Origin of the sequence: Sphingomonas sp. Leaf21 (assembly GCF_916858675.1) — a bacterium.
Taxonomy (GTDB): domain Bacteria; phylum Pseudomonadota; class Alphaproteobacteria; order Sphingomonadales; family Sphingomonadaceae; genus Sphingomonas.
The window spans coordinates 18,580-33,995 of the sequence record NZ_CAKASM010000004.1; the positions used below are offsets into that span (position 1 = coordinate 18,580).

The following is a 15,416-nucleotide window of genomic DNA, read 5'->3' on the forward strand; positions in this document are numbered from 1 at the left end:
ACGGGCGGAAAACGAAAAGGGGCGGCGACACCGCTCGGTGCCACCGCCCCTTTCCCTGTCGAACCGCTGGACGGTCCGCCGCACCGATTACTCGGCGGCGGCAGTGCCCTTGGCCGGACGCGTGTCGCGACGCTCGGCGATACGCGCCGACTTGCCGGTGCGGCCACGCAGATAGTACAGCTTGGCACGACGCACGGCGCCCTTGCGAACGACCTCGATCGAGTCGACGTTCGGCGAGTAGAGCGGGAAGACGCGCTCCACGCCCTCACCGAAGGAGATCTTGCGGACGGTGAACGACGAGCCCATGCCCTTGTTCGCGCGGGCGATGCAGACGCCCTCATAGAACTGGACGCGGGTACGCTCGCCTTCGACGACCTTCACACCGACCTTCAGCGTGTCGCCGGGGCGGAATTCGGGGATCTTCTTCGTCTCGTTGAACTTGGCGATCTGCTCAGCTTCGATCTGCTGGATCACGTTCATGACACTATTCCTCAATCGTCGCCGCGCGCCAGAGGGCGACCGACCCGAACGCCCTCATGACGTTCCCAAAGGTCCGGCCGCCTTGACCGTGTATCCTCGCAAGCCATGGCATGACGCCATTTCGCGATTTTCGCATGATCCCCCGATCGCAGCACTTCAGGGATCGTGCGCCCTTCCCACTCAGCAGGTCGGGTATATTGCGGATATTCGAGGAGGCCGCTTTCGAAGCTTTCCTCGACTCCACTGGAAGCCGCGCCCATTACGCCGGGAAGCAGCCGAACGCAAGCGTCGAGCAGCACCAGCGCCCCCATCTCGCCCCCCGACAGGATATAGTCGCCGATCGAGACCTGTTCGATGCCCCGCGCCTCGAACAAACGCTCGTCGAAGCCCTCGAACCGGCCGCACAGCACGGTGACACCCGGCCCCGCCGCCAGCTCGCGGACGCGCGGCTGGGTCAGGGGGCGCCCACGCGGCGTCATCGCCAGGACGGGCCGGTCGTCGGCCACCGAATCCACCGCCGCCGCCAGCACATCGGCGCGCAGCACCATGCCCGCTCCGCCCCCGGCCGGGGTATCGTCGACCGAGCGATGCCTGTCGGTGGCGAAGTCGCGGATCTGCACCGCGTCCAGCGCCCAGCGATCCTCCCGCAGTGCCCGCCCCGCGAGTGAATGGCCCAGCGGTCCGGGAAACATCTCCGGGTAGAGCGTCAATATCGTCGCGCGAAAGGTCACAGCGTCCAATTCTCGATGGTTAGGCCGGGGATGTCGGCAAAATCGGCTTCGTTGTTGGTCACGAGGGTCAGGCCCGTCGCCCGGGCGTGGGCACCGATCAGCCTATCGAAGCGACCTCGGCGAAACGGTATATCCGCATATGCCGACGCCGCGCGTTGGTCGAACGGCAATATGGGCACCCGATCAAAAAAGCGATCGAACGCCGCCACGGCCTCTGTACCATGGTGCTCCAGTCCGCGCATGATCTCCGCATAGGTGATCGCCGACGCGACGGCGGCGCCCGGCTCGCACGTTGCCAACCGCCGTGCCGCACGACCGCTCGCGTCCCGAAGGACATAGATGCAGATATTGGAATCGAGCAGATAGCGCGGCTCAATCACGGCCGAGCAGCTTCCCGTCCCAGTCCAACGCACGAGGCTCCATTTCGAAGTCTTCCCGCTCGATCGGCTTCAGCCACGGCATCGAGCCCGCGATGCCGGTCAGGTCGATCGTCTTTCGCGGCGCCTTAACCGGCTCGAACACGAAACGCCCCTGTTCCTCGCGCAAGGTCATCTCCGTTCCTTCGGTCAGTCCCAGCGCGGCGGGCAGGCGCAGCGCCAGCGAATTGCCCGATCGGAAGACCTTCGCCTGATAGTCCTTGCTCATGACCGCTCCGTATATACATCGCGTATATACACCCTCCGCCGTCGAATGCCAAGGAACGTTGCCCGCGCTCGCGCTTTGGCCCCGCCATGGACGATTGCATCATCATCGGCGCGGGGCCCGCAGGACTGACGGCGGCGATCTATCTCGCGCGCTATCACCTGCGCATCCATATGTTCGACAGCGGGTCCAGCCGCGCCGCGATGATCCCGTGCACGCACAACCATGCCGGTTTCCCCGAGGGGATCAGCGGCAAGGCATTGCTGTCGCGGATGCACGATCAGGCCCGGCGCTATGGCGCACATTGCACGCCGCACCGCGTGACCGCGATCCGGCCCGAGGACGGCCATTTCCGCATCGTCACCGACGAGCGCGAATATGCCACGCGCACCGTCCTGCTCGCGACCGGCGTGGTCAATCACCGTCCCCGGCACCTGCTGCCCGAGGTGCACGATCCGGCGCTGGAGCGCGGGCTGATCCGCTATTGCCCCGTCTGCGACGGCTATGAGGTGACCGACAAGCGTGTCGGCGTCATCGGCACAAGCGATCATGGCATGCGCGAGGCCCTGTTCCTGCGCGGCTTCACCCGCGACGTGACGCTGATTGCTCCCGAGGAAGCGCACGACCTCGATCCCGAATGCGCCAGGGCGCTGGACGATGCCGGGATCCCGCATATCGACGGGCCCTGCGGCGGCTGGGCGATAGAGGGGGACCGGATCGCGCTCGACACGGCGAGCGGGCGGATGACGTTCGACAGCGTCTATCCGGCGATGGGGTCACGGATCCGTTCCGAACTGGCCGTGTCGGCAGGTGCGAAGGCCGACCCCAGCGGATGCCTGGAGGTGGACGATCACCAGCGGACCTCGGTCCCCGGACTGTTCGCGGCGGGGGATGTGGTGAAGGGGCTGGATCAGATCAGCCACGCCATGGGCGAAGCCGGGGTCGCGGCCACGACGATCCGCAACCTGTTGAACGAGCAAAGCCCGATCAGGCGATGAAGGCGCGCTCCACAACCAGGCGATCCTGATCCCATTCGGGCACGGCCTCGACCTTCATCGGCACCATGAAGCGGCGGCCATCGGGCCGTTCGATCTCCAGCACGTCGCCCGCGCCGAAATTCTCGATGAGCGCGACATGGCCGAGCGCTTCGCCATCGCTGGCGATGGCGGGCAGCCCGATGATGTCGGCATGATAATATTCGCCCTCCCCGAGAGGGGGCAGCGCCGAGCGAGGGACCGTCAGTTCGGTGCCGCGCAGCGCCTCCGCGGCGTTGCGGTCGGTGACCTCGGCGAAGCGCGCGATGACGCCGTTCGATCCCTCTCGCGCCGACTTCAGGGTCAGCGCGCCGTCGTTGAACGAGCGATAGTCCGACAGGTCGTCGGCAAACACCTTCAAGCGGACCTCGCCGGTGATGCCGTGCGCGCCGATGATCACCGCCAGCGTGACACGCGGCTCACCCGTTGGGGGAGTCGCCGTCCCCGTCGGGGGCGTCGTTTCCGCCTTCGGCGGGGTCTGGCGCGGAGACGCCTTGGTTGGTCGCGTCGTCATGATCGTCGGGTGCGGTCCGGGGATCGGGTTCGGTCGGCGGGGTCATGCGCTATCTCCTAAGCCTTTGGCTGAGGGAAACGCATGGCCCCGCATTCCGATGCCATTGCATGCGATCTATCCGTCATCCCGACCTGAGTCGGGATGACGGACGAACGATTACGCCTCGGCGGTTTCTTCGGCCGGAGCGTTGGCGGCTTCCTGAGCGGCCTTCAGCTTCTCGGCACGCTCCTCGGCGCGCTCGGTGGCCTTTTCGCCAGGCTTCGCCTTGTTCGGGTTGTTGCGCGCGGCGCGCTCACGAACGCCGGCGGCGTCGAGGAAGCGGGCGACGCGATCGGTCGGCTGCGCGCCATTGGCCAGCCAGTGCTTCGCGCGCTCGGCGTCGAGCTGCACGCGCTGGTCATTGTCCTTGGCGAGAAGCGGATTGTAGTTGCCGATCTTCTCGATGAACTTGCCGTCGCGCGGCGCACGGGCGTCGGCCACCACGATGCGGTAGTAAGGGCGCTTCTTGGAGCCACCACGCGACAGACGAATGCTGAGAGCCATATTATAGTCCTTGAGTTGAAACGTTCGAATTCACCGGCATTCCGTCCGGCGCGGGGGTTATTTCTTCTTGAGGAGATTCTCGAAGCCGGGGGGCAGCTTGGGCATCCCGTCGGGCAGCTTGCCGCCGCCCATTCCGCCCAGACCACCACCGGGCAGGCCGTTCGAGCCCGCCTTGCCCAGCATCTCGCCCATCTGCGGGCCGCCCAGCGCGTTGCCCAGGCCGCCAAGCCCGCCCTTGCCGAGCATCGACATCATGCCCTTGATGCCGCCCATCTTCTTGATCTTCTTCATCGCCGTGGACATTTCCTGATGCATCTTCAGGAGCTTGTTCACGTCCTGCACCGTGGTGCCCGAACCCTTGGCGATGCGGATCTTGCGCTTGGCGTTGATCAGCTCGGGCTTGCCGCGCTCCTTGGGCGTCATCGAGGTGATGATCGCATCCATGCGGAGCAGGATCTTGTCGCCACCGGCATCGGCCAACGCGTTCTGCGCCTTCTTCATGCCCGGCATCATGCCCGCCAGCGCGCCCAGGCCACCCATGCGGCGCATCTGTTGAAGCTGGCCGCGCAGGTCGTCCATGTCGAACTGACCCTTGGCCATCTTCTTGGCCATGCGCTCGGCGTCTTCCTGCTGGATAGACTCCGCCGCGCGCTCGACCAGCGACACGACGTCGCCCATGCCCAGGATGCGACCCGCGACACGCTCCGGATGGAAGGCCTCCAGCGCGTCCATCTTTTCGCCGACACCGGCGAACTTGATGGGCTTGCCGGTGACCGCGCGCATCGACAGCGCCGCACCGCCGCGCGCGTCGCCGTCCATGCGGGTCAGCACCACACCGGTCAGCGGCACCTGCTCCGAGAAGCTGGTCGCGACGTTCACCGCGTCCTGGCCGGTCAGCGAGTCGACGACGAGCAGGATTTCCTGCGGCCGGGCGATCTCCGCCACCGCCTTCATCTCGTCCATCAGCGCCTGGTCGACGTGCAGACGACCGGCGGTGTCGAGCATCAGGACGTCGAAGCCCTGGAGCTTGGCGGCCTGCATCGCGCGGCGCGCGATCTCGACCGGCTGCTGCCCGGCGATGATCGGCAGGGTCGACACCTCGACCTGCGTGCCCAGCGTCGCGAGCTGTTCCTGCGCGGCCGGGCGATTGACGTCGAGCGACGCCATCAGCACCTTCTTGCGCTCACGGCCCATCGCCCCGCCCGACAGCCGCTTGGCGATCTTGGCGGTGGTGGTCGTCTTGCCCGAACCCTGAAGACCGACCATCATCACGACGGCGGGGGGCGTCACGTCGAGCAGCAGCTCGCTGGCATCCGCGCCCAGCATCGCGACCAGCGCGTCGTGGACGATCTTGACGACCTGCTGCCCCGGCGTGATCGAGCGAAGGACGTTCTGGCCGATCGCCTGTTCGGTGATCTTGTCGACGAACTCACGTGCGACCGGCAGCGCGACGTCGGCTTCGAGGAGCGCGACGCGCACCTCGCGCATGGCGGTGCGGACATCCGCCTCGGTCAGCGCGCCACGGCCGCGGAGGCGGTCGAAAACGCCGCCAAGCCGATCGCTCAAGCTGTCGAACATAGCCTCACCTCGTCAAAACCCGGCCCGAAAGCCAACGACATCCCACCAAACGCAAAAGCGCCGGCGGGCGAAACCTCGCCGGCCAGCGTGCACCCTTGGGCGCTTCACTTTCACATTCCGAAACGGAACCTGGCGGGGCCTGTATGGGAAAACGCCGCGCGGCGCAAGTCGTGACCCGTCGCCCCCGCCCGCGAAGGCCGACGCGTTCCGGCGCATAGCGGGGGCGGACGGGCGCGGCGTTAACGGGTTGTACACTCCTACATGCGACCCATTCTCCATGTCCGGGTCGCACCAGAACAATGCCAGTGCCAATGTCCCCGCACGCCTGTTGAGCGTTGCGGTGGCGGGCGGCATGATCCTGCTGGGTGTGGCCATCATACTGATCCAACTCGGCCTGGATCTGCCCGCCAAGCTCCTGTTGTCGGCGACGGCGGCGGCCTCGGCACTGGTCTATTGGCGGCTTCCGGCGCTCCAGTCGCGGATACGCGCCGATCCCGAACTGCGCGATTCCCTTACCGGGCTCGCCAATCGCCGTGCGTTCAACGATAGCGCGCAGACGATGATAGAGGCGATGCGCCGTCGCAAGCGTGGCGTCGCGCTTCTGTTGCTCGACATCGACCGGTTCCGCGCCTTTGCCGGATCCTTCGGCCATGACGCCGGGGACAGCCTGCTCCAGCATGTCGCCAAGACGATCCGGGCGGAGGCGCCGTCGGAGGCGATCGTCGCGCGGTTCGAAAGCGATTGTTTCGGCTGCCTCGTCTCGTTCGACCCGCGCGCCCGCGAGCGGATCGATCGACTGGCCGACCGGCTCGCCATTCGCCTGGGCCAGCCGGTCCGCATGGCCGATCAGGATTTCGCGCCCCGCACCGCGATCGCGCTCAGCCGGATCATCGGCGATGACGGCAGCGTCGACCAGCTTGTCCGCGAGGCCGATCTCGCGCTGATCGCCGCCAAGGCGCGCGGCGACGGCAAGCCCCTGTGGTTCGAGCCCGCGATGCAGGACGCGATGGCCGAGCGCAACATCATCATCACCGACCTGCGCACCGCGCTGGCCGAGGGGCACATCACCCCCCGCTTCCAGCCGCAGGTCGATCTGGGCACCGGCCGCCTGACCGGGTTCGAGGTGTCGGGGCATTGGGAACATCCGGTGCTGGGCGCGATCACCGCCGACCGCTTCCTACCGGTGGCCGAGGCGTGCGGCCTGTCGGGCGACGTGTCGCTCAGCCTGATGCGTCAGGCGATGGCGGGAGCACGCGACTGGGATCCGTCGATCACCCTGTCGGTGCCGCTGGTCGCCTCGCAATTCCAGGATGCCTGGCTGGCGCAGAAGATCATCAAGACGCTGACCGAGTGCGGCTTTCCCGCGCACCGCCTGGAAATCGAGCTGACCGAGAATGCGCTGTTCGCCAACCTCGCGCTGGCGCAGTCGATCGTCGTCAGCCTGAAGAACCAGGGCATCGCGCTGGCGCTCGACCATTTCGGCAGCGGTCATTCCAGCCTGGCGCATTTGCGCGTCCTGCCCTTCGACCGGGTGCGGATCGATCCCGATTTCATCCGCAACATGACCGCCGATCCCGATTGCAGCGCGATCGTCTCGGCCATCGTCCAGCTCGGCGACAATCTGCACCTGCCGATCGCCGCCAAGGGGCTGCGCGACTCCGAGACGGAGTTGCGCCTGCGCGAGATTGGCTGCTCGCACGGCCAGGGTCCGCTCTACGGCCCGATGCTCGACCTGGCGCAGGTGCGTCAGTTGCTCGCCGAGAAGCGCCTGCTCGCGGGGGTTTCCAGCGCGCCGGTTACCACCCCGCGTCTGGCTGGCTGAGATAGGCGCGTTCCGCGTCGGTCGTCGCCCGGCCGAGCGCCGCGTTGCGGCTGGGGAACCGACCATGGCAACGGATGACATCACGGTGATCCCGCGCGAAGCCCAGATTGTCCTCTCGCCCCAGTTCGGCGAATTTGGCGACGCTGAGATCCTGCATGGAACGCGACTCGGCGTGCATCAGCGGCATGTAGAGGAACACCCGCCGATCGGGCGGATAACGCGCCTCCCACCCCGCATCGATCGCTTGCAGGCACAGGGCGAGCGCCAGGGGATCGGCGGCGAAGGCTTGGGCCGAGCCCCGGTGCACATTGCGCGAAAACTGGTCGAGCAACAGGATCGCCGCCAGCAGCGTGTCCGGATCGTCGCGCCAGCCGATCGCCCCGGTCGCCATCACCCGATCGCGCGTCGCCCCGAACCGCTCGGCGATCACCCGGTCGAGCGACTCGTCCTTGGCGAAATGCCGGTCGGGTGCCAGACCGAACCAGAAGTCCAGCACGTCCTGCGTCTCCGCGTGGACACGTCGTTCATCCATCCCTAGATCGGCAGTCATGTCGTCCCTCCCTGGGCCCGAGATCATCAGTCTGGGCTGTCGCCTCAATATCGCCGAAAGCGAAACGATCCGCGCGCTGGCCGCCGGGCGCGCCGACACGGTCGTGGTCAACAGTTGCGCCGTGACCAACGAAGCCGTCAAGCAGACCCGCGCCGCGATCCGCCGCGCGGCCAAGGCGCGTCCCGAGGCGCAGATCGTCGTGACCGGCTGTGCGGCGCAGATCGATCCGGACAGCTTTGCCGCCATGCCCGAAGTCGCGCGCGTGCTGGGCAATGCCGACAAGCTGCGACCGGAAAGCTGGGCGTCGGCCGAGCCGATGCTGGTCACCGACCTGTCGCGCGTGGTCGAGACCGCGCCGCACCTCGCGGCCGCCTTTGCCGGTCATGCGCGCGCCTTTGTCGAAGTGCAGAATGGCTGCGACCACGCCTGCACCTTCTGCATCATCCCGACCGGGCGGGGGCCAAGCCGTTCGGTGCCCGCCGGGCTGGTGATCGAGCGGATCGCGCGCGCGGTGGAGCTGGGCCACCGGGAGGTCGTGCTGACCGGCGTCGACCTGACCAGCTATGGCCATGACCTGCCCGGCGCACCCAGCCTGGGCCTGCTGGTCGAGCGTATCCTGACCCATGTCCCCGCCCTGCCCCGGCTGCGCCTCTCCTCGCTCGACTCGATCGAGATCGATGACCGGCTGTTCGAACTGGTGACCGGCGAGGCGCGGGTGATGCCGCATCTCCACCTCTCGCTCCAGGCGGGCAACGACCTGATCCTGAAGCGGATGAAGCGCCGCCACAGTCGCGCGCAATCGGTCGCCATCGTCGAGCGGTTGCTGACCGCGCGGCCCGACATCGCGATCGGCGCCGACCTGATCGCGGGCTTCCCGACCGAGGACGCGGCGATGGCGGCGGATACGCTGGCGCTGATCGACGATTGCCAGATCGTCCATGCGCATATCTTTCCCTATTCGGCGCGCGACGGCACCCCCGCCGCGCGGATGCCGCAGGTTCCCCATCCCCTCCGCCGCGAGCGGGCGGCCCGACTGCGCGAAGCCGCCGCACGCCGTCGCCGCGAGTGGCTGGCGCGCCAGGTCGGCCAGACCCGCGAGGTGCTGGTCGAGCGCCCCGGCACGCGCGGCCACGCGCCCGACTTCGCCGACATTCATTTTTCCTCCGCCACCGAACCGGGCCGCATCGCCCGCGTTCGGGTCACGGCGGCGACCGAAACCCATCTGATCGGACAATTGGCATGAGTTCTTCCTCCTCCTGGCACGACAAGCTGCTCGGCGGTTTCCGTCGCACCTCGGACCGGCTGGTCGGCAATCTGGCGGGCCTGGGCACCGCACGGCTCGATGACGACACGCTCGACGAGATCGAGGAAGCGCTGATCGCCTCCGACCTCGGCCCCGAAACGGCGGGCCATATCCGGACCCGGTTGGCCGAGGGCAGCTTCGAGCGGAACATGGAGGATCTGGGCATCCGCCTGGTCGTCGCCGAGGAGGTGGAGAAGGCGCTGGCCAAGGTCGCCACCCCGCTGGAGATCGACGCCTTCCCCCGGCCGCAGGTGATCCTAGTCATCGGCGTCAACGGATCGGGCAAGACGACCACCATCGCCAAGCTGGCGCATCTGTTCATGGAACAGGATTACGGCGTGATGCTGGCGGCGGGCGACACCTTCCGCGCCGCCGCCATCGGCCAGCTCGCCACCTGGGCCGAGCGCGTGGGCGTCCCCATCGTCTCGGGCAAGGAAGGCGGCGACGCGGCGGGCATCGTCTATGAGGCGGTGAAGCAGGCGACCGCGACCGGCATCGACGTGCTGATCGTCGACACCGCCGGACGCCTCCAGAACAAGCGCGAGCTGATGGACGAGCTGTCCAAGATCCGCCGCGTGCTCGGCCGCCTGAACCCCGAGGCGCCGCACGATATCCTGCTGGTGCTCGATGCGACCACCGGTCAGAACGCGCTCAACCAGATCGAGGTGTTCAAGGACGTGGCGGGCGTCACCGGGCTGGTCATGACCAAGCTGGATGGCACCGCGCGCGGCGGCGTTCTGGTCGCGGCGGCGGAGAAATACGGCCTGCCGATCCACGCCATCGGCGTCGGCGAGGGCATGACCGACCTGCGCCCCTTCGACGCCAACGAAGTCAGCCGGATCATCGCCGGGATCGAGGGAGGTCGCAAGTGAGCACGCAGCAGAAGGAAGCGAGCGCCGCGCTCAAGGCCGGGATCGAATATGGCCCGCTGGTCCTGTTCTTCGCGGTCAATTTCCTCGCGCCGATGGGGCCGCTGACCCGCGTACTGGTCGCGACCGGCGTCTTCATGGCGGCCACCGTCGTCTCGATGATCGTCAGCAAGGTGAAGCTCGGCCGCGTCTCGCCGATGCTGTGGCTGTCGGGCCTGTTGGTCGTCGTGTTCGGCGGCCTGACCCTGTATTTCCACGACGAACGCTTCATCAAGATGAAGCCGACCATCGTCTATGCGATGTTCTCCGCGCTCCTGTTCTTCGGACTGGCGACCGGGCGACCGCTGATCCAGCTCGTGCTGGGCAGCGTCTATTCGGGGCTGACCCCGGTCGGCTGGCGTAAGCTGACCCGCAACTGGGCGATCTTCTTCGCCTTCATGGCGGTGCTGAACGAGGCGGTGTGGCGCAACTCGACCTGGGACTTCTGGGTCGGGTTCAAGCTGTGGGGCGCGATGCCGCTGACGCTGGGCTTCGCGGTCGTGAATATCCCGATGCTGATGAAGCATGGGCTGAACGCGGACGACGCGAAGGTCGACGACCCGCCGGTGGAGTGATTTAAATTCCTCCCCTTGCAGGGGAGGAATAGACACGAAAAAGGGCGGCCCCGGTGGAGCCGCCCTTTCCTTGTCCGAACCGGACGTCGCGAAATTACGCGACCGCCGCCTCGTACCGGCGACCGGCCTCGTCCCAGTTCACCACGTCCCACCAGGCCTTCAGATAGCCCGGACGGTCGTTCATATAGGTCAGGTAATAGGCGTGCTCCCACACGTCGTTACCCAGGATCGGCGTGCCCTTGTCGGCGACGACGTCCATCAACGGATTGTCCTGGTTCGGGGTCGAGGTGACCTTCAGCTTGCCGTCGGCGTCCGCGATCACCCAGGCCCAGCCCGAGCCGAACTGGCCCGCACCCTTGGTGTTGAACTCGTCCTTCAGCTTGTCGAGACCGCCGAACGCCTCGATGGCTTCGGCCAGCTTGCCCGAGGGCTGGGTCGTGCCGGGCTTGGTCATGATCTTCCAGAAGAAGTCGTGGTTCCAATAGCCGCCGCCATTGTTGCGGACCGCCGCCGGGGCCGACGAGATGTTCGCGATGATGTCCTCGATCGACTTGCCCTGGAGCGAGGTGTCCGCCGCGATCGCCTCGTTCAGCTTGTTGGTATAGGCCGCATGATGCTTGTCGTGGTGGAAGGTCATCGTCTCCTTGGAGATGACCGGCTCCAGCGCGTCATAGTCATACGGCAGGGGCGGCAGTTCGAAAGCCATGGTGATTGCTCCTTTGGGGTTTGCCTGTGGCAACGCCGGGCGCTCCAAATGGCTCCCCGAGCGGAGTTACGCAACCGTTCCGATCAGATCATGGCGGCGAAGCGCGTGACGAAGCTGGTCGTAGCTCAGCCCGAGCGCTTCGGCGGTGGTCCGCTGGTTGAAGCGATTCTCGGCCAGCGCCTTGGTCAGCAGCTCGCGTTCGAACCGCGCCACCCGCGACTTGAAGTCGGACGGACCGATATCGCACGCCGCCACCTCGTCACCGTCATTCGCCGGAGGCGCCGCGGACGGGGATGCGCCCGGCTGTTCGCTTTTCGCGGCGGCGGGCGACTGGCCCTGCGGGCGGTAGGGGGAGCGGAACGGGTCGATCTCGATCAGGTCGATCGGTCCTTCCCGGTCCCAGCGATAGACCGCCCGCTCGACCACGTTGCGCAGTTCCCGGACATTGCCCGGCCAGCGATGCTCCATCAGCGCATCGGTGGCGGCGGCGCCGAAGCCGGGCCAGTCCTGCCACCCGATTTCCGCCGCCATACGCCGCCCGAAATGATTGGCGAGCAGCATGATATCGCTCTTGCGCGCGCGCAGCGGCGGCAGCGTCACCACCTCGAAACACAGTCGGTCGAGCAGGTCGGCGCGAAACTGGTGCGCGGCGACCTTGTCGGGCAGATGCTCGTTGGTCGCGGCGACGATGCGCACGTCGACGCGCAGGGGGCGCGACGAGCCGATCCGCGTCACCTCGCCATATTCGACCGCGCGGAGCAGCCGGTCCTGCGCCGCCATCGACAGCGTTCCGAGTTCGTCGAGGAACAACGTCCCGCCGTTCGCCTCCTCGAACCGCCCTGCCCGCGCCTTGGTCGCGCCGGTGAACGCGCCCGACTCGTGCCCGAACAATTCGGCCTCGATCAGCGTCTCGGGTAGCGCCGCGCAGTTCATGACGACCAGCGGCTGGTCCCAGCGACCGCTCAGCCGGTGGAGGCGTTCGGCGACCAGCTCCTTGCCGGTGCCGCGCTCGCCGATGACCAGCACGGGCCGGTCGAGCGCGGCCGCACGGCTGGCGCGTTCCAGCGTGTCCAGAAAGGCCCCCGACTGGCCGATGACCTGACTCGTCCGCTCCATTCCCAACAGGTGGCGGATTTTCCCAACGCTTGGCAAGAGCGCAATCGTTGGCCGAACGCAACTATTTCACAACCATCTGTATTTGCGGCATTTTTGGAATTGGCACGCGTCCTGCAATGCTTCTGGCATCCCGCCGATGAGCGGACCAAGACAATGATATCAGGGAGTTTCCACCATGTTCGCCACCACCGTCACCCGCCAGATCGCCGCCATCGCCTGCACCGTCGTGATGAGCGCCACCTGCCTGATGGGCGCCCTCGCCCCCGCGCATGTTGCCGTCACCGACACTGCACCGGTTGCGGCGATCGAGGCTCCGGTCGCATAATCCCCGAATAGTCGCCATCAAGGAGTATCCGATGGGCATTTTCTCCCGCACCCGCGACATCGTCGCCGCCAATTTCGCCGACCTGCTGGACAAGGCGGAAGACCCCGCGAAGATGATCCGCATGATCATCCTCGAAATGGAGGAAACGCTTGTCGAGGTGCGCGCCTCCGCCGCCCGCACGATCGCCGACCAGAAGGAAATCCGCCGCCACATCATGAAGCTGGACCAGCTTCAGGACAGCTGGACCGAGAAGGCCGAGCTGGCGCTGTCGAAGGATCGCGAGGACCTGGCCAAGGCCGCGCTGATCGAGCGCCAGAAGGCGGCCGACATGGCCGACCAGTTGAAGGCCGAAGTCCAGGTGCTCGACGATGCGCTGCGCGCCTCGGAAGAGGACATCGCCAAGCTGCAGAACAAGCTGCGCGAGGCGCGGACCAAGCAGAATGCGGTGCAGACCCGTCTGGAAAGCGCCAACAACCGCTATCGCCTGCGCGAGATGTGGAACGGGCCGAAGACGCACGACGCGTTCAGCCGCTTCGACGTGCTGGAGCGCAAGGTGGACGAGGCCGAGGGCCGCGCGGAAGCGCTGGGCCTGGGTTCGAACCCCAAAACGCTCGAGGACGAGATCGCCGAGCTGCGCGCGTCCGACCGGGTCGATGCCGAACTCGCCGCGCTCAAGGCGCGCCTGAACAAGGGAGAGTGAGATGGAGGATATCGTCACCCCCGGCGTCGCGATCGTCACCCTGTTCATCGCGCTGCCCTGGCTGATCCTGCACTATGTCACCAAGTGGAAGCAGGCACCGAAGATCACCCATGAGGACGAGCAGTTGCTCGACGAGCTTCACCTGCTCGCGCGGCGGCTGGAGGACCGGGTGAACACCGTCGAGCGCATCGTCGCCGCCGACAATCCCAACTTCAAGCCCAGCCTGTCGCAGTCCGAATGGCGCTCCGAACCGCGCCTCGGCCAGACCGACTACAGCCTCGATCGGAGGAACTGAGATGACCGCCAGCCGCACCAATTTCTACCTCGACAAGCAGAATGCGAAGTTCAAGGGCGTCTGCGCGGGGATCGCCGACTATACCGGCGTCGACGTGATGTGGGTCCGCGTCGCCGCGGTCCTGCTGACCATCACCGGGGTCGGCTTCCCATGGGTGCCGGTCGCCTACATGCTGATCGCCTGGATGGCGGCGGCCAAGCCGATCGGGCTCTACCAGTCGGACGAGGACGCCAAGTTCTGGCAGGGCGTGCGCAGCAACCCGCGCCGCTCGACCGCCGAGGTCCGCTCGAAGTTCCGCGATCTCGACCGTCGCCTCGCCGATATCGAGCTGCACTATACCAGCCGCAACCGCCAACTGGCCGACGAGATCGACAGCCTGCGCTGATCGTCCGGCCGCAACCAAATCTGAATGGGAGTAAGGATTATGGCATGGGGAGGACCGGGTTTCGTCCTGGCGATCATCGCGATGTCGACGATGGGTTGGGTCGTGACCACCTGGATCCGGGCAAAGCACGGCTACAGCCTGGACGGAGAATGGGGCGGCACGGTCGGCAAGACCGGCATGGCCGACGAACGCAAGGTCGAATTGCTGACCGCCGAGAACCAGAAACTGGTCGGCCAGGTCTCTCGACTGGAAGAGCGGATCGCGGTGCTGGAGCGGATCGCCACCGACCCCGCCGAGCGGACCGCGCGCGAAATCGACAGCTTGCGCGATCGCTGAGAGGAAAATTACGATGCCAAATCTTTTCGCCGTCCTCGGCATCATGATCCCGGTCCTGGGCATCAGCTGCGGCCTGGTCGCCATCATCGGCGGCGTGTTTCTCAAGCCCTGGTTCGCCCTCCGCGAAAAGCAGCTGGCCACCGAAGCCTCGATGGTCGCCGAAAAGGCGGCGCAATACGCGGCCCAGACCGAACGGCTCGAACAGCGGGTCCGGGTTCTGGAGCGGATCATCACCGATCGCGGACTGGCGCTGAGCGATGAGATCGACGCCTTGCGCATTGGCGGTGAAACGGCCGCCCACATCGAACACTGATAAAAATCTAGAGGGGAGTTACCGCTATGAATGGCGGACAGTTCATGGTCGTCATGATCGTCGCAATCGTGATGATCGCCAACATCTTCAAGGCGAAGCACAAGCATCGCGGCGCGATCGGGCCCGAGATAATCGAGCATCTGCGCGGCGAGGGCAGTCGCGACACCCAGGCGCTACGCGCCGAGGTTCAGCAGTTGAAGGACCGCATCCAGGTCCTCGAACGCGTCATCACTGATCAGCACAAGAGCATCGACCTCGACCGCGAGATCGAGCGGCTGCGCGATCGCTAATCGAGCCGAAGGGACAGGGATCATGAACGAGACCAATCTCTACATCGTCCTCGCCACTGCCGGTCTCGCCGGTCTGGCGATGATCGTCACCGCCGGGCTTGCCGGTTGGCGTGGCTGGTTGCAGCTCAAGAGCCGCGAATATGACCGCAGCCACGACATGCCCTATCCGCCCGCCAGTTCGGCGGCGTCGCGGATCGAGATGGCGGACCTCAAGGAGCGGATCCGCAAGCTCGAGGCGATCGCAGCGGGCGTGGACCTGTAACCATGGCG

General features: G+C 66.5%; 22 protein-coding genes and 1 pseudogene. 13 read left to right on the top strand and 10 right to left on the bottom strand.

Annotated features, from left to right (window positions below; all coding sequences use genetic code 11):
- Positions 1-87 precede the first annotated feature (87 nt).
- The 4 genes and pseudogenes from rplS to LRP66_RS05315 all read right to left on the bottom strand — a co-directional run bounded on the left by rplS (position 88) and on the right by LRP66_RS05315 (position 1,856).
- The gene (gene rplS / locus LRP66_RS05300) at positions 88-480 is read right to left on the bottom strand and encodes a 50S ribosomal protein L19 (protein ID WP_230481476.1); all 393 of its coding nucleotides are present in this window, start codon (positions 478-480) and stop codon (positions 88-90) included.
- 15 nt (positions 481-495) lie between these two features.
- A pseudogene (gene trmD, locus LRP66_RS05305) lies at positions 496-1,211 on the bottom strand (tRNA (guanosine(37)-N1)-methyltransferase TrmD); the annotation flags it as partial.
- The gene (locus LRP66_RS05310; RefSeq protein ID WP_230481478.1) at positions 1,208-1,591 is read right to left on the bottom strand and encodes a type II toxin-antitoxin system VapC family toxin; all 384 of its coding nucleotides are present in this window, start codon (positions 1,589-1,591) and stop codon (positions 1,208-1,210) included. The gene LRP66_RS05310 and the pseudogene trmD, both read right to left, overlap by 4 nt.
- On the bottom strand, positions 1,584-1,856 hold the full coding sequence (locus LRP66_RS05315) for an AbrB/MazE/SpoVT family DNA-binding domain-containing protein (RefSeq protein WP_230481479.1): 273 nt from the start codon (positions 1,854-1,856) through the stop codon (positions 1,584-1,586). Before LRP66_RS05315 ends, LRP66_RS05310 begins: the two co-directional genes overlap by 8 nt.
- 86 nt (positions 1,857-1,942) lie before the next feature.
- On the opposite strand from LRP66_RS05315, the gene LRP66_RS05320 reads away from it, so the two are divergent.
- Positions 1,943-2,851, top strand: a complete 909-nt coding sequence (locus LRP66_RS05320) for an NAD(P)/FAD-dependent oxidoreductase (RefSeq protein ID WP_230481480.1) — start codon at positions 1,943-1,945, stop codon at positions 2,849-2,851.
- On the opposite strand, the gene rimM is transcribed toward LRP66_RS05320, so the two are convergent.
- The 3 genes from rimM to ffh all read right to left on the bottom strand — a co-directional run bounded on the left by rimM (position 2,841) and on the right by ffh (position 5,522).
- Positions 2,841-3,401, bottom strand: coding sequence for a ribosome maturation factor RimM (rimM, locus tag LRP66_RS05325; protein WP_230481481.1), 561 nt, complete (start codon positions 3,399-3,401; stop codon positions 2,841-2,843). The genes LRP66_RS05320 and rimM overlap by 11 nt on opposite strands.
- Before the next feature lie 156 nt (positions 3,402-3,557).
- Entirely contained in the window at positions 3,558-3,944 is a 387-nt protein-coding gene (rpsP, locus tag LRP66_RS05330) for a 30S ribosomal protein S16 (protein WP_007404083.1), read from the bottom strand.
- A gap of 57 nt (positions 3,945-4,001) precedes the next feature.
- Positions 4,002-5,522 carry a signal recognition particle protein gene (ffh, locus tag LRP66_RS05335; protein WP_230481482.1) on the bottom strand — a complete coding sequence of 507 codons (1,521 nt, stop codon included), beginning with the start codon at positions 5,520-5,522 and terminating at the stop codon, positions 4,002-4,004.
- A 277-nt stretch (positions 5,523-5,799) separates the two neighbouring features.
- Between ffh and LRP66_RS05340 the strand changes: the two genes are divergently transcribed.
- Positions 5,800-7,344 carry a putative bifunctional diguanylate cyclase/phosphodiesterase gene (locus LRP66_RS05340; RefSeq protein ID WP_230481483.1) on the top strand — a complete coding sequence of 515 codons (1,545 nt, stop codon included), beginning with the start codon at positions 5,800-5,802 and terminating at the stop codon, positions 7,342-7,344.
- On the opposite strand, the gene LRP66_RS05345 is transcribed toward LRP66_RS05340, so the two are convergent.
- Positions 7,319-7,894 (bottom strand): DUF924 family protein, encoded by a 576-nt coding sequence (locus LRP66_RS05345; protein WP_230481484.1) that lies wholly within the window; start codon positions 7,892-7,894, stop codon positions 7,319-7,321. The genes LRP66_RS05340 and LRP66_RS05345 overlap by 26 nt on opposite strands.
- Between LRP66_RS05345 and mtaB the strand changes: the two genes are divergently transcribed.
- The 3 genes from mtaB to LRP66_RS05360 are packed head-to-tail and all read left to right on the top strand — an operon-like array spanning position 7,893 to position 10,680.
- Complete coding sequence (mtaB, locus tag LRP66_RS05350) at positions 7,893-9,137, top strand: tRNA (N(6)-L-threonylcarbamoyladenosine(37)-C(2))-methylthiotransferase MtaB (protein WP_230481485.1); 1,245 nt, start codon at positions 7,893-7,895, stop codon at positions 9,135-9,137. The two genes, LRP66_RS05345 and mtaB, sit on opposite strands and share 2 nt — an antisense overlap.
- The gene (gene ftsY, locus LRP66_RS05355) at positions 9,134-10,069 is read left to right on the top strand and encodes a signal recognition particle-docking protein FtsY (protein WP_230481486.1); all 936 of its coding nucleotides are present in this window, start codon (positions 9,134-9,136) and stop codon (positions 10,067-10,069) included. The genes mtaB and ftsY overlap by 4 nt, the downstream gene beginning before the upstream one ends.
- Positions 10,066-10,680, top strand: a complete 615-nt coding sequence (locus LRP66_RS05360) for a septation protein A (protein WP_230481487.1) — start codon at positions 10,066-10,068, stop codon at positions 10,678-10,680. The genes ftsY and LRP66_RS05360 overlap by 4 nt, the downstream gene beginning before the upstream one ends.
- A 94-nt stretch (positions 10,681-10,774) precedes the next feature.
- Here the strand turns inward: LRP66_RS05360 and LRP66_RS05365 are convergent, their stop codons facing one another.
- Positions 10,775-11,386, bottom strand: a complete 612-nt coding sequence (locus LRP66_RS05365) for a superoxide dismutase (RefSeq protein WP_230481488.1) — start codon at positions 11,384-11,386, stop codon at positions 10,775-10,777.
- Between the two features lie 66 nt (positions 11,387-11,452).
- The gene (pspF, locus tag LRP66_RS05370) at positions 11,453-12,502 is read right to left on the bottom strand and encodes a phage shock protein operon transcriptional activator (protein ID WP_230481489.1); all 1,050 of its coding nucleotides are present in this window, start codon (positions 12,500-12,502) and stop codon (positions 11,453-11,455) included.
- A 175-nt stretch (positions 12,503-12,677) separates the two neighbouring features.
- Here pspF and LRP66_RS05375 point away from each other — a divergent pair, with 175 nt between their 5' ends.
- The 8 genes from LRP66_RS05375 to LRP66_RS05410 are packed head-to-tail and all read left to right on the top strand — an operon-like array spanning position 12,678 to position 15,408.
- Positions 12,678-12,827, top strand: a complete 150-nt coding sequence (locus LRP66_RS05375; protein ID WP_230481490.1) for a hypothetical protein — start codon at positions 12,678-12,680, stop codon at positions 12,825-12,827.
- A 31-nt stretch (positions 12,828-12,858) separates the two neighbouring features.
- Positions 12,859-13,527, top strand: coding sequence for a phage shock protein PspA (gene pspA, locus LRP66_RS05380; protein WP_230481491.1), 669 nt, complete (start codon positions 12,859-12,861; stop codon positions 13,525-13,527).
- A 1-nt stretch (position 13,528) separates the two neighbouring features.
- Positions 13,529-13,822, top strand: a complete 294-nt coding sequence (gene pspB, locus LRP66_RS05385; protein ID WP_230481492.1) for an envelope stress response membrane protein PspB — start codon at positions 13,529-13,531, stop codon at positions 13,820-13,822.
- A gap of 1 nt (position 13,823) precedes the next feature.
- Positions 13,824-14,207 carry an envelope stress response membrane protein PspC gene (gene pspC / locus LRP66_RS05390; protein ID WP_230481493.1) on the top strand — a complete coding sequence of 128 codons (384 nt, stop codon included), beginning with the start codon at positions 13,824-13,826 and terminating at the stop codon, positions 14,205-14,207.
- A gap of 39 nt (positions 14,208-14,246) precedes the next feature.
- Positions 14,247-14,543 carry a hypothetical protein gene (locus tag LRP66_RS05395; RefSeq protein ID WP_230481494.1) on the top strand — a complete coding sequence of 99 codons (297 nt, stop codon included), beginning with the start codon at positions 14,247-14,249 and terminating at the stop codon, positions 14,541-14,543.
- Positions 14,544-14,556: 13 nt separating this feature from the next.
- Positions 14,557-14,856: a hypothetical protein gene (locus tag LRP66_RS05400; RefSeq protein ID WP_230481495.1), complete on the top strand. Its 300-nt coding sequence runs from the start codon at positions 14,557-14,559 to the stop codon at positions 14,854-14,856.
- Between the two features lie 26 nt (positions 14,857-14,882).
- Complete coding sequence (locus tag LRP66_RS05405) at positions 14,883-15,146, top strand: hypothetical protein (protein ID WP_230481496.1); 264 nt, start codon at positions 14,883-14,885, stop codon at positions 15,144-15,146.
- Positions 15,147-15,168: 22 nt separating this feature from the next.
- Complete coding sequence (locus tag LRP66_RS05410) at positions 15,169-15,408, top strand: hypothetical protein (protein ID WP_230481497.1); 240 nt, start codon at positions 15,169-15,171, stop codon at positions 15,406-15,408.
- Positions 15,409-15,416 lie beyond the last annotated feature (8 nt).

Coding starts and splice junctions, on each gene's coding strand:
- rplS (WP_230481476.1), bottom strand. CDS start 480: ATGAACGTGATCCAGCAGATCGAAGCTGAGCAGATCGCCAAGTTCAAC.
- LRP66_RS05315 (WP_230481479.1), bottom strand. CDS start 1,856: ATGAGCAAGGACTATCAGGCGAAGGTCTTCCGATCGGGCAATTCGCTG.
- LRP66_RS05320 (WP_230481480.1), top strand. CDS start 1,943: ATGGACGATTGCATCATCATCGGCGCGGGGCCCGCAGGACTGACGGCG.
- rimM (WP_230481481.1), bottom strand. CDS start 3,401: ATGACGACGCGACCAACCAAGGCGTCTCCGCGCCAGACCCCGCCGAAG.
- rpsP (WP_007404083.1), bottom strand. CDS start 3,944: ATGGCTCTCAGCATTCGTCTGTCGCGTGGTGGCTCCAAGAAGCGCCCT.
- ffh (WP_230481482.1), bottom strand. CDS start 5,522: ATGTTCGACAGCTTGAGCGATCGGCTTGGCGGCGTTTTCGACCGCCTC.
- LRP66_RS05340 (WP_230481483.1), top strand. CDS start 5,800: ATGTCCGGGTCGCACCAGAACAATGCCAGTGCCAATGTCCCCGCACGC.
- mtaB (WP_230481485.1), top strand. CDS start 7,893: ATGTCGTCCCTCCCTGGGCCCGAGATCATCAGTCTGGGCTGTCGCCTC.
- LRP66_RS05345 (WP_230481484.1), bottom strand. CDS start 7,894: ATGACTGCCGATCTAGGGATGGATGAACGACGTGTCCACGCGGAGACG.
- ftsY (WP_230481486.1), top strand. CDS start 9,134: ATGAGTTCTTCCTCCTCCTGGCACGACAAGCTGCTCGGCGGTTTCCGT.
- LRP66_RS05365 (WP_230481488.1), bottom strand. CDS start 11,386: ATGGCTTTCGAACTGCCGCCCCTGCCGTATGACTATGACGCGCTGGAG.
- pspF (WP_230481489.1), bottom strand. CDS start 12,502: ATGGAGCGGACGAGTCAGGTCATCGGCCAGTCGGGGGCCTTTCTGGAC.
- LRP66_RS05375 (WP_230481490.1), top strand. CDS start 12,678: ATGTTCGCCACCACCGTCACCCGCCAGATCGCCGCCATCGCCTGCACC.
- pspA (WP_230481491.1), top strand. CDS start 12,859: ATGGGCATTTTCTCCCGCACCCGCGACATCGTCGCCGCCAATTTCGCC.
- pspB (WP_230481492.1), top strand. CDS start 13,529: ATGGAGGATATCGTCACCCCCGGCGTCGCGATCGTCACCCTGTTCATC.
- pspC (WP_230481493.1), top strand. CDS start 13,824: ATGACCGCCAGCCGCACCAATTTCTACCTCGACAAGCAGAATGCGAAG.
- LRP66_RS05395 (WP_230481494.1), top strand. CDS start 14,247: ATGGCATGGGGAGGACCGGGTTTCGTCCTGGCGATCATCGCGATGTCG.
- LRP66_RS05400 (WP_230481495.1), top strand. CDS start 14,557: ATGCCAAATCTTTTCGCCGTCCTCGGCATCATGATCCCGGTCCTGGGC.
- LRP66_RS05405 (WP_230481496.1), top strand. CDS start 14,883: ATGAATGGCGGACAGTTCATGGTCGTCATGATCGTCGCAATCGTGATG.
- LRP66_RS05410 (WP_230481497.1), top strand. CDS start 15,169: ATGAACGAGACCAATCTCTACATCGTCCTCGCCACTGCCGGTCTCGCC.